Annotated in this window: 12 protein-coding genes, 1 tRNA gene and 1 pseudogene; 4 read left to right on the top strand and 10 right to left on the bottom strand. The window is 34.5% G+C overall.

All coding sequences use genetic code 11. The features are described 5' to 3' along the window. Nucleotides 1–66: 66 nt before the first annotated feature. The 8 genes and pseudogenes from ACP5SL_RS03415 to ACP5SL_RS03450 all read right to left on the bottom strand — a co-directional run. A pseudogene (locus ACP5SL_RS03415) lies at nt 67–661 on the bottom strand (energy-coupling factor ABC transporter ATP-binding protein); the annotation flags it as partial. A gap of 82 nt (nt 662–743) precedes the next feature. Beyond that, nucleotides 744–1,460: a hypothetical protein gene (locus ACP5SL_RS03420; RefSeq protein ID WP_193803794.1), complete on the bottom strand. Its 717-nt coding sequence runs from the start codon at nt 1,458–1,460 to the stop codon at nt 744–746. 3 nt (nt 1,461–1,463) lie between these two features. Then, a complete protein-coding gene (locus tag ACP5SL_RS03425) occupies nt 1,464–1,724 on the bottom strand; it encodes a PDGLE domain-containing protein (RefSeq protein ID WP_272985421.1) in 261 nt (86 codons plus the stop codon). A 5-nt stretch (nt 1,725–1,729) separates the two neighbouring features. Beyond that, entirely contained in the window at nt 1,730–2,338 is a 609-nt protein-coding gene (locus ACP5SL_RS03430; protein ID WP_428228188.1) for an energy-coupling factor ABC transporter permease, read from the bottom strand. A gap of 135 nt (nt 2,339–2,473) precedes the next feature. Beyond that, nucleotides 2,474–2,875 (bottom strand): aconitase X swivel domain-containing protein, encoded by a 402-nt coding sequence (locus ACP5SL_RS03435; RefSeq protein ID WP_148683695.1) that lies wholly within the window; start codon nt 2,873–2,875, stop codon nt 2,474–2,476. Continuing rightward, nucleotides 2,860–4,062: an aconitase X catalytic domain-containing protein gene (locus tag ACP5SL_RS03440; RefSeq protein ID WP_428228189.1), complete on the bottom strand. Its 1,203-nt coding sequence runs from the start codon at nt 4,060–4,062 to the stop codon at nt 2,860–2,862. Before ACP5SL_RS03440 ends, ACP5SL_RS03435 begins: the two co-directional genes overlap by 16 nt. Continuing rightward, the gene (locus ACP5SL_RS03445; protein ID WP_014558206.1) at nt 4,063–5,364 is read right to left on the bottom strand and encodes a UbiD family decarboxylase; all 1,302 of its coding nucleotides are present in this window, start codon (nt 5,362–5,364) and stop codon (nt 4,063–4,065) included. A 122-nt stretch (nt 5,365–5,486) separates the two neighbouring features. Then, a complete protein-coding gene (locus ACP5SL_RS03450; RefSeq protein ID WP_193803800.1) occupies nt 5,487–6,194 on the bottom strand; it encodes a transcriptional regulator in 708 nt (235 codons plus the stop codon). A gap of 97 nt (nt 6,195–6,291) precedes the next feature. Between ACP5SL_RS03450 and ACP5SL_RS03455 the strand changes: the two genes are divergently transcribed. From ACP5SL_RS03455 to ACP5SL_RS03465, 3 genes are all read left to right on the top strand, one after another. Further along, a tRNA-Pro gene (locus tag ACP5SL_RS03455) sits at nt 6,292–6,407 on the top strand. Nucleotides 6,408–6,828: 421 nt separating this feature from the next. Beyond that, complete coding sequence (locus ACP5SL_RS03460) at nt 6,829–7,311, top strand: PUA domain-containing protein (RefSeq protein ID WP_014558204.1); 483 nt, start codon at nt 6,829–6,831, stop codon at nt 7,309–7,311. Between the two features lie 9 nt (nt 7,312–7,320). Then, a complete protein-coding gene (locus ACP5SL_RS03465; RefSeq protein ID WP_193803801.1) occupies nt 7,321–8,040 on the top strand; it encodes a proteasome assembly chaperone family protein in 720 nt (239 codons plus the stop codon). Nucleotides 8,041–8,129: 89 nt separating this feature from the next. On the opposite strand, the gene ACP5SL_RS03470 is transcribed toward ACP5SL_RS03465, so the two are convergent. Beyond that, complete coding sequence (locus tag ACP5SL_RS03470; protein WP_148683693.1) at nt 8,130–8,867, bottom strand: SDR family NAD(P)-dependent oxidoreductase; 738 nt, start codon at nt 8,865–8,867, stop codon at nt 8,130–8,132. Nucleotides 8,868–8,989: 122 nt separating this feature from the next. After that, on the bottom strand, nt 8,990–9,874 hold the full coding sequence (locus ACP5SL_RS03475; protein WP_014558201.1) for a CBS domain-containing protein: 885 nt from the start codon (nt 9,872–9,874) through the stop codon (nt 8,990–8,992). Between the two features lie 424 nt (nt 9,875–10,298). Between ACP5SL_RS03475 and thsB the strand changes: the two genes are divergently transcribed. Next, nucleotides 10,299–11,039, top strand: a 741-nt coding sequence (gene thsB, locus ACP5SL_RS03480; RefSeq protein WP_428228190.1) for a thermosome subunit beta, incomplete at its 3' end; no start/stop codon positions are given.

Here is an 11,039-nt window from a genome sequence, read left to right on the forward strand (position 1 = left end):
AAAGTTTACTCCGCCATAAATGTCAAGACTTGCTGTTCTTATTCTCGGCTTCACTTATTTTTATAGCTATATGCGAGATAATTCTCCTTCAGACATGTAGAAAAATTCATTACAAATGTAAATAAGTTCATTGTCATGAGTTGCTATTGCTGCACCCCAATCATCTTTTCTATTTCCAAAAAACTCCATTAACCTTTCTATAATAAGCTCTCTATTTTTTTCATCAAGGTTGCTTGTAGGCTCATCTAATAATAATAAGGAAGGATCTGTCACCAATATAGATGCAAGCGAAACGAGCCTTCTTTGTCCAAAACTTAACCTATGAGGAACTTTATAAGCAAGATTTTCTATTTTAAGCTTTTTCATTTCTTCCAAAGCTAAGTTGTTAGAAATTTCTCTATTTACCCCTTTCGCAATCAACCCAAATGAAATTTCCTCAATCACGCTGGGATTAAACAACATATCATCTGGATTTTGAAATAAAAAACCTATTTTTTTCCTAACTTCAGATGCGTTTTTCTTGTCTATTTTTTTCAAATAAGTAGACTTCTCCTTCTTGCGGGAAGATCAATGCCGCAAGTATCATCAACAGTGTACTTTTACCTGAACCGTTGGGACCTGTTATGCATATTACATTCCCTCTCCTTAATTCCAAGCTGACATTTTTTACAGCTTTGGTTCCATCAGGATAAGCATAGCTTACATTTAAAAGCTTTGCAATTAAATCCACTTTTTACTACCTCTTAAATTTTGGTGCAAATAATGAAAAGAATAAAAATTGTTAACATAAAAGGAACAATCTTAATACTTAAAGAACTACGTCTGAGAGAAATTTCCATTCCTCCTCTTGATAAATACGCCAAATTGATTCTCTCGCCTCTTTCAAAGCTTCTTAAGAATTGAAATCCGACAAAATATCCAATTTCTTTTAGAGAAACTTTCAACCCTCCTCTTGACTGTAACATTAAGACGGAATTCCATAACATTCTTGTAGATATTAATGCATCAATTGAAGTTAAAGCTAAAAGAGATGAAAACCCTGAGGGGATGCCAATTGATGCAAACCCAGATGCCAATCTTTCTACCCCATAACATCTCGCCATAAGAGTTGGAAACGAAAGAGCAGCCCATACTTTAAAAAAGAACTCAAGTAATCCGTATATCCCAAAAGAAGGATCAATAAAATACCTAGGCACTGCAACTGCTAAAGAAAATAGTGGAATGAAAAACAGCGTATTTTTTAGTTGCCTCAATAAGCTTTCTTTCATTAAAAAGGCTACAAGAAAAGAAGAAAAGATTATAACAAGTGAAAATCTTATGTCTTTGGACAATACAACAAGAATTGGTGTCACTAGAGAAATAAGAGCAGCATCTGCTTCGCTAAAAAATCTATTTATTTTGTGATAATCCGCCAAATAACTTTTTTCAATAAACTCGCTTAATTTCTTTAGTGCTTCCATATTTCACTTACCTAGCTTCAATAATACCATTAGAATAAGAAATATCATTGCCATTCCAACTATGCCCGATATAATGCCTCCGATCCATTCGGATATTCCTGGAACTGTATATTCAGGAAATGGTGATTGTATGATGCTTTTTGAAGTGAGGTTCAATTCCTCTGCTACTTTGTCAAGAGGTTCATAAGAATAAGAAAATATTGTTGATCCTAAAAGTATTGCTATTATTGATATGAGAAGAATTATTATTGTGCTTTTTTTCATATGTATCACCTCTTTAGAAGATCGGGTCTATACTTACCTATAGCATATATCGCAAAACCCGTCACAAGCCCCTCAACTATTCCTAATATGGCATGAGAAATCACCATTACAGGTATAGTCACAGAGAGACCATAGCCAAAAGTGCTCTTAGACAGTCCAAGTTCCAAGCCGCACATAAATGCGGCAGAAACTATTCCCAGCCAACCCGAAATAGCGCCTGCTACTATTCTTCCTTTCTCGTTTTTATATAACTTTCTTAGAAGGACATACGAAAAAAATGAAACTACCGATGCGGTAACTGCCATATTGAGCGTATTAGCTCCATAAGTAGTTATACCACCATCTCCAAATAATAATGCTTGAATTAAGAGGACAATTGAGAGACCAACTATCCCAGCTTCAGGTCCGAAGATTATAGAAAGAAGGGGGGTTCCTATAAGGTGTGCAGTAGTACCCCCAGGTCCTAAAGGATAATTAACCATTTGAAGAGCAAAAACCGCAGCGGTAATAACAGCAAAAAAAGACGTAGAAAGCTCTTCTTTTTTTAGCTTAGATCTCAATCTTATATAAGAAAAATAATTATTGGAAGAGATATTACATAACATGTTATCCATACACTTTCAGTCAGATATCCGTCAGGTATATGCAAGATTTAACACCTGGTAACACTTCTACTTAAAAAATTCACACCAACTGGTATTTATTTTTTTTATTACATAAAAAATTTAAAAAAACAAAAATTAATAAAATCAGTATAAAAATAAAATGCCTTCCTTACTATCTAGCTTAGCCTTGCTATACTTTTTTGCTTCTTTTAGTAAGTTTCCCTCTAAATCCTCAGCCAAAGGTATACCTGACAATACGCATCCTGCAATAAGTATAGGCTCAGCTTTTTCAACTATAATTGCTTTAGGTGCGTTGTTGTAATACTTTAGAGCATAAATAACATAGCTCCCAACTGTGCTTCCCCTTGTATTCGGAAATATCAAGATTTTGTCTTTAATGCTTATTTTCTTGTCTTTAAAAATTATCTCTCCATTTTTCGCGTTTACTTCCCCTAAAAAAGATATCGGAAAGTTATATGCAACTATTTCTCCTTCAGCGTCTCCCTCGTTTAGAATTTTAACTCTTATTCTCACTTTTTCCTGCATACTACTTCACCCACTTTATTGAAAGGCACAATTGCTACTTTGACATCATGCATTCTTGGAAGATAGAATAAGCTCTTTCCACTTACCGTTACTATATTTTTAAACTTCAAACTAACAAAAGGAGATACGACCGGGCATGTATCTTTGATAAAAATAACTCCTTTTTCTTCAAGTTGCTGGAGTAGCCCCATCTCGTTTAACTTATTTAAAACATATCTTGATGTCGATATGATCACTGGTACATTGATTTTTTTACAGTCCTTTATCTGTATAGAAAAATTCAGAATTTCTTCAAGATCTGCGTGAGGGCAACCCATTAAAACAACATCAGGTATATAATCAATACTGTCCTTAACAATCTCTTTTAATTCATTTGCATCTATGTGTACCTTCTCCAATTCTCCAGCCTTTTTAATGAGATCCTTATATTCTGGTGTAATCCTATCTATTACGCTCATAGCTATATCTCCATTCGCACCAACCGCCGCAGTATAAGATTTTATAGCTTCAAAACTAGTCAGTCTATTTCTCTTAAACAAAGGAATACCGCTCTTTATTTTTTCTCCTACAATAATTCCTAAAGCCCCACTAATAGAAGGATCTGTTAGATCTATCTCTCCATCTATGATAATTTCGACCGTTGGAACCCTGTTCTCCTTTAAATGCAAACCAGCTTCATAAATTTTTCCAACAATAGCGCTCAGTATTGTAATTGGACCTCCTTCTCTATTCGTATAAGCACCATAGTACGTATTTGCCATCCCTACAGCTGAGCTTTCTCCCCATGCCAAATGTTCTCCCGGAAACGGCTTTCTTATAAGATAAGGGGTACATGTAAATGTAGGGTCAAACCCTAACTTTAGAACAAGTTCAACTATTCTTTTTTGCTTTTCTGCGAAATCTTCACTTATTCCCATTTTTTTCCAATCATCCAGATCCATTCCCACGGGGTTTAATGTAGAAAAGACCTTGACCTTTGCATTCTTTGATACTACGCTTTCGATAAATACTAATCCGGCATCTCCTATGGTTAAGTAAGAAAGACCTGAAGCGTGAACGTGGGAGACATCTACAAGTCTTTCTGCATTCAATGATTCACCAATTTTTATAATAGTCTTTAGAGCCAAAGCTTTTATTTCTCCATGCGCGCCATTTAGTATGCTTTCTTCCTCTTTAGTCAAAAACATTTACATTTCACCTGGAATTTTCGCTCTCTCGAATATAAATGAACCATTTAAAGGCTTTGTAGCATCGATTCCCATTTTTGCAGAAATTCCATCATTTGCACTTGGATCAAGCGTTGAACCTCTGGCATTTTTTACAACTATTAATCCTCTATCTGCTTGAAATCTTGTTGCGATAGCCCATTCTATCATGTTAGGATCATCTATATCCACATCGCCATCTACAACAACTACGTGTTTCAAGCTTGGATGAGCACCAAAAGCAGCCAGTATAGCATTTTTTCCATCTCCATCGTGATTTTTATCAATTGATATAGCGGCATGAAGCCATCCTCCTCCAGCTTGAGTTAACCTAACTTTATGCACCTTAGGAACAACGAGACTTACAGCTTTATATATTTGCGCTTCTTTTGTTATCCCCATTAATAGCTGATGCTCTCCCCCTCCTGGAAGTATCGCATGAACAGCTATCGGTTTTTCTTTCAATGTGTATATTCCATTGATTTTTATTAGAGGTTGCTTCCTTATCCTGTCATAGGTACCCATTATGTCGACAAAAGGCCCCTCATTTACCATTTCGTTAGTTATAGTAGCTTCAATTATTATCGATGTTCCAAGAGGAACTGGGTTATTCCACAATGGACTTTTTACTATCGGAAGTTTCTTTCCTAAAAGATTCGGAATAAGCTCAAATTCGAATTGGTTGTATGGAGGCGAAATTGATGAAACCAGCTCAATAATTGGGTGAGCCCCAAGCAATATTGTGACCTTTGTATCCTTTCCAAGCGATTTGTTATTTTCAATTATTCTATACAAGTGCCTTGGCACTATCCTAGCAACTGCGCTGTAGTCATCGATTACCATCGTTCTATGAATACTTGCATTATATGACAATTCGGTTTTTGCAATGAAAATCGTTGAAGTGAAATAAAAGCCTCCGTCTTTCTCATAATATTTCAGTGCGCCTAGCTTACTCAATCCATAATTACTCTTTTCATAATATTTGTCAAAATCAAACTCTACATATGGATCTTTTTCAGGCTTCAAATCAGTCACTAGTCTATAGAAATCCTCTAAATTTTTAAAGCCAAAAACTTTTAAAAACTTCTCCCTTGTTTCAAATAAATTTGAGATTATTGGAAAAGGTGTTCGAGACGCTCTAAATAGAACAGTAGAAGATCCTTGATTTTTCTTTATCAATAGAGGTATTTCAAATTCTTCATTGTATTCTCTATCATTATATTCTCTTATATTTTCGCTTTCGCGAAGTTTGTTAATGAGAAGTAATTGTTCTAAATTTTTCAAGGTTAGCCCCCTTTATCTTTTTAAATCAGTAAACCATAAATTATTATTAACTATAAGAAATTTTAACAAAACAATAAATATATTTTCAATTTCTTAAGATATAACAAATTTAACCTCAACGTCTATCCTTGTAAGCTTTTAAGGTTTTTAATCAAAGTATTTACGTCAGGAGCTCTTGAAAGAATGAATGGAATCCCATCGCTTTGTGCAAGTTTAATTGCAAGCGGATCTACAACTTTTGGACCGTGAACTACTACTGCTCTTGGCTTCAAGAAAGAAACTTTTACAGCGACCATTGGGGACCTCCCCGTACCTACATTCGTAAAGATCAGCGCTCTTTCTGTAGTTAGACCCATTATTGTTAAAAACTCGTAACCTGACAGGGTTTCTATAGTAGCTATGCTATCCAAAACCGTATAGCCATATATATATTTGTTCAATTCATCTTTTCCATACAATACTTCTCCATTTATAGCCTCAACTACTTTCTCTAGTGTGACTTCCTTAGTAAATTCCCTTATATCTAAAAGGGCAGTAGCGGGTAATCTTAAATTTCTCGCAAGCTCTTTGACCGTAATCCATCCCCTTTTTTCATCTATTTCGAGAAGAGAAATCACAAATTTCCTTATGAACTTACTGCCAGGTGATCTTCTACCCTTTTCGTAATCGCTAAGAACGCTAGAAAATACCCCCATTTTCTTTGATATTTCAAGCTGAGTCACATTAAAGATTCTTCTCCATTTCTTCATTGCTTCTCCAGGATTTTCACTCCATGCAATTTCGCCAGCAATTTCTTTGGAAATCCTTTCTATTATAAAATCAGAGATCAATTAAAAATCCCCTGATATAATTTAATATTACAAATAAAAATATTTTTAGATAATAGTCAAAAAAATATAAAAGCTTAAAATAGAAAGTTTTTTTATAGGGCCCGTAGTCTAGCTTGGTAGGATGCGGGGTATGGCTTTATTGCCACCCGACTCGGGACCGGGGAACACTGGCGAATATCCCCGTGGTCCGGGGTTCAAATCCCCGCGGGCCCACTAAAAACCTTATAGCTCTTTAATTCATTGCTTCCCCATTAATCTTTTTAAAAAGCTGTTTTTTGTTTAGCTTTTATTTAGCTATTACATTTTTATTACTAGAGGTATGAGATAAGTCCAAATGGGCAGCATACACTAATAAGTAGCTATGATCGATTGGGAATTATATTCGTAGAAGATTAAATGTGATCATTATTACATAAGACTTAAAAAATTGGTTAATTGTTTTAAGGGTTTTATTACTATTTTATCACCTATATCAAGTCGATTCCAAATTCCTCGATAAAATAATTAGATAGCTTATTGCTTTTTCTCTTCTTTCTTCTTCTTTCCTTTACATCTTATACTTAATACCACCAATTAAGTTTAAGATATCAAATATTAACTTTATAACATTTATAACTTTATAAGGGAAACATCTATGCGAATAAAAAGAGAAAAGCCAAGTAAATTTGAACTGATTCAACTAAAAAGTGTAATAGCATACCAATTTGGTAAAGAAGCTGTAGAGTCTATATTCAAAAGTAACAATAGCATTGAAGTAAGCAGGTATTCTACCGGAAGAATAAGAACTGTATATATAAACGGAGAAGAAGCCTTATACTTCAATCCTAAAATAGGGCTATTTTCTTTAAGTATGTACGGAGCTAGCCTAATATTTCCAAGCATACCAAAAGAGACAAAAAGGATCGCAGTTATTACAGAGGTATTTGAAAATTATACTAAAAAGACATTATTAGCTCCTGCTGTAGCATGGAGCACAAATGATATAAGAGATGGCGATGAAGTTTTTATTGTAAATGAAAATGGAGAGCTTTTAGCTTTAGGGAAGGCTCTTTTGTGTCATGAAGAGATAAAAAAGATAAAGAGGGGAAAAGTAGCTTTAATAAAAAGAAAAAGGTGAAATATAGCTTTGGTTGACAGAATCGGTTTACATATTATAAAAAGAGGGGTAATAGGGAAAGGATTTAGAGGCGTTTCTGGCTTTAAAGGGTTCGGTGCAGTAGGTATCATATCCGCATTACATCTCGTAAATTCATTAAAAATGGAAAGAATAGGCATTATAACGACAAAGTACCACCCAGAGTATGTTTATAGAGATGATTACGGTATAGCATATCCGTTCGAAATCTTTGCAAGCAAAGAGAATAAGCTTGTTGTTTTTGTCACTAGGGAAATTCCTGACGAGAGAATAAGAGATGAATACGTATATGAAATAACAAAATTTGCAGCAAAATATGGAATTTCTCCATTAGTTTTAATCGGAGGACTCGATAAAAAATTTAAAAACAAAGAAGATGAAAAAATGAGGTGGCTAAAGAACTCCTATTATCGTGGTGAAAGCATTGATGCAGAAGAACTTGAAAAAGGTCTGCTAATAATCGGACCTCTTGCATTGCAACTCATGTATTCTGAGCTCTTGAAAGTGCCTGCGATAGTTCTACTTCCATATGCAAATGCAGAGACCCCTGATCCTGCAGCTGCTGCAACAGCTATTGAAGCCTTAAACAAGCTGTTCAGCTTAAGTATTGATAATTCCAAGCTTATAGAGGAAGGAAAAATGATAGAAGAAGAAATAAAGAAGCTTGAAGAAATCGCGGCTTCACGTGCAGGAAAAGAGCCATATATGTAAGAATTTTTTGATGATGAGCGAATCCGGGTCTTTATTTGAGCAGATAACTGCAATGAAGAAAGGCCGATTCGTACTGAAAAATAAAAAATTTACTGAATAGTATAGCCACCGTCGACTACTAGCAAATGTCCAGTAATAAATTGAGATTCTTCGGAAGCAAGGAATGCGACTGCATTTGCAATATCTTCAGGTTTTCCCATTCTCCCTACTGGAATCAATCTCTTATATATTTCTGCCGTCTGTTCATCTACTTTTGTCCCAGAGGTTTCTATAGGACCTGGTGCAATTGCATTTACTGTTATTCCGAATTTTGCTACTTCTAAAGCCAATGCTTTTGTAAACCCGACGACTCCTCCTTTGCTTGCGCTGTAATGAATTAGACCTGGAAATCCCACAATTGCGGCTATTGAAGATATGTTTACAATTCTTCCATAGGAATTTTTCATCATATTCGGCAAAACTGCTTTTGAAAATAGGAACATGCTTTTTAAGTTTATATTTAATACCCTATCCCAATCAGATTCTGTCATCTCAATGAAGGGTTTGCTAGGATATATCCCAGCATTGTTAACTAATATATCAATTTTTCCAAACTTACTAATACCTTCTTCAACTGATCTCTCAACATCTTCTTTGTTTGTAACATCTCCTTTAAATGGCAAAACTTCAACTTCTAGATGTTCAATTTCTTTTGCAGTTTCAAAAATCTTATCTGAGATATCAAAAAGAATTAAGTTTGAGCCTAATGATGCCAGTTTTTGTGCTATTCCTTTTCCAATTCCCATTGCAGACCCAGTTACTATAGAAGTTCTGTTCTTAAAAGACATTTTTCCCACATTTATTAAATAAAATAATGTTATTTATAATTATTTAGTATATATTTTATTTATTCATGTTTTTTACGTAAAAATTAATCTATATATAAATCAAGTAGAAAATCAAAATATGCTTATGTTCCTAAAGCGCTAATTCTCTTAAGTATATCAGTCCTTGTTACTATCCCTTTAGGCTCACCAACAGCATTAACAACTATCAGCCTTCCAACGCCATGCAATTCCATTATTCTTACAGCGTCCATAATATCTTCATCTTCCCTGATTGTTACTACATGCTTTCTCATGTAGTCTTCTACCTTAGCTTTAACATTGCCCTCACTATAAGCTTTTGCTATATCTGTAGTTGTTATTATTCCCACTATCCGCTCATTTTCTATGACTGGCGCTCCTCTTATTTTTTCTCTAAAAAGCAAAGAAGAGGCCTCTCTCAATGGCATCTGAGAAGTTAAAGTAACTAGATTTTTCGTGGCAACTTCGCCAACATTTTCCCTCGGAATACTGACAAGCCTTTTTATCAATATTGCTATTTGTCCCGTTGATCTATCAATATGCTGAATTTCTCCATCTATGAGTAATCTATTATAATCTGTAGGTCCAAGACGTATAATATCTCCTTCTTTAAGTTCATCCAAATTTCCATTAGCTTTGAGAATGGCCTTTGCACCCGCAGGGTTTAATACATCCATTATTTCTATAGAATATGCTGTTACGTTAGTTTCATTTCCATTTTTCTTTATTCTTAAAGACCCATATGTTACAATTCCATAGCTTTTTATAAGCTCTTTTGCCTTTAAAGTGGGCATGTATCCCCCACTTGGTCCAGTTTTACTTTCTAACAGTCCCAGACTTCTCAAGCTTGATATTATGTTCCTTACCGTACCTTCATCTTTTCCTATTTGTTGAGCGATCTCTATACTCTTAACAAGTCTGTTATTTTGTTCGTACAGCTTTATCAGTGCTAGTAAAACTTCTCGCTGCGTTTGGGTTAATTCATACATATACATAAATCATTCCTCTAAGAATGCTATTCCAAGAGTTTATTTTAAGAAAAAATACTATAATTATAAATAAAATTTAATATAGCTATATATAAATTTTTTTTCATAAATATTTTTAATTAAGAAGAATCTATAGTTTAAATATCTTTTAAAAATAAACTATCCATGAATTAGTTTAGAAAAGTAAAAGTTATTTAACAAAATTTTTAAATATTTTTTGCAATTAATTTATTAAACATTATTTTTGCTACATAGAGCCTTCTGGTATATTTAATGCTATGTCTAAAAATTTTAAAAAGTTCCATAAAAGATGGTGTAAAATTGCGAAAAGTTTATATAGAAGTGATAAAAAATCTATCTTTGAATTATCTATATAGAAACTTTTGAAGTTTAATAAAGCTTCATTCATCTTGAGGTGACATGAATGTCAGTTGAACCTACAGGAATTCCTGTATTAATTTTAAAAGAAGGGACACAAAGAACTGCAGGAAGGGATGCCCTTAGAAACAATATAATGGCAGTTAAAGCAATCAGCGAGGCATTAAGAACCACATATGGTCCTAAGGGAATGGATAAAATGCTCGTCGATAGCCTTGGAGACATCACCATAACTAACGATGGTGCCACCATTCTAGATAAGATGGACATCCAACATCCTGGAGCAAAAATGATGGTCCAGATTGCTAAAGGACAAGATGAAGAGGTAGGAGATGGAACAAAAACAGCGGTTATTTTAGCGGGAGAGCTGTTAAGGCAGTCAGAAGATTTGCTTGATAAGGGGATACATCCTACTGTAATAGTATCTGGATATAAAAAAGCGGCTGAAGAAGCAGAAAAAATAATCAAAGAAATCAGCGAGCCTATTGACATTAATAACAAAGAAATTCTAAAGAAAATTGCGACGACAAGCTTATACAGCAAGGCCGTACAAGGTTCAAGAGATAAGCTGGCAGAAATTGCAGTTGAAGCTGCAACAAGAGTTGCTGAAAAGAGGGGAGACAGCTATTTTGTTGATCTAGATTCAATACAAATCATCAAGAAATATGGTGGAAGCCTCTTAGATACAATGCTTATAGATGGAGTAGTCATAGATAAAGAAGTAGTCCATCCAGGGATGCCTAAGAGAGTAGAAAATGCGAAAATTGCGCTTCTTGACGCCCCGCTA

It is taken from the genome of Fervidicoccus sp. (assembly GCF_049967375.1).
GTDB lineage: Archaea > Thermoproteota > Thermoprotei_A > Sulfolobales > Fervidicoccaceae > Fervidicoccus > Fervidicoccus fontis.

Bases quoted from the DNA above. Each gene is read 5' to 3' on its own strand.
- ACP5SL_RS03435 (WP_148683695.1), bottom strand. From the start codon at position 2,875: ATGCAGGAAAAAGTGAGAATAAGAGTTAAAATTCTAAACGAGGGAGAC.
- ACP5SL_RS03460 (WP_014558204.1), top strand. From the start codon at position 6,829: ATGCGAATAAAAAGAGAAAAGCCAAGTAAATTTGAACTGATTCAACTA.
- ACP5SL_RS03425 (WP_272985421.1), bottom strand. From the start codon at position 1,724: ATGAAAAAAAGCACAATAATAATTCTTCTCATATCAATAATAGCAATA.
- ACP5SL_RS03470 (WP_148683693.1), bottom strand. From the start codon at position 8,867: ATGTCTTTTAAGAACAGAACTTCTATAGTAACTGGGTCTGCAATGGGA.
- ACP5SL_RS03420 (WP_193803794.1), bottom strand. From the start codon at position 1,460: ATGGAAGCACTAAAGAAATTAAGCGAGTTTATTGAAAAAAGTTATTTG.
- ACP5SL_RS03475 (WP_014558201.1), bottom strand. From the start codon at position 9,874: ATGTATGAATTAACCCAAACGCAGCGAGAAGTTTTACTAGCACTGATA.
- ACP5SL_RS03430 (WP_428228188.1), bottom strand. From the start codon at position 2,338: ATGGATAACATGTTATGTAATATCTCTTCCAATAATTATTTTTCTTAT.
- ACP5SL_RS03440 (WP_428228189.1), bottom strand. From the start codon at position 4,062: ATGTTTTTGACTAAAGAGGAAGAAAGCATACTAAATGGCGCGCATGGA.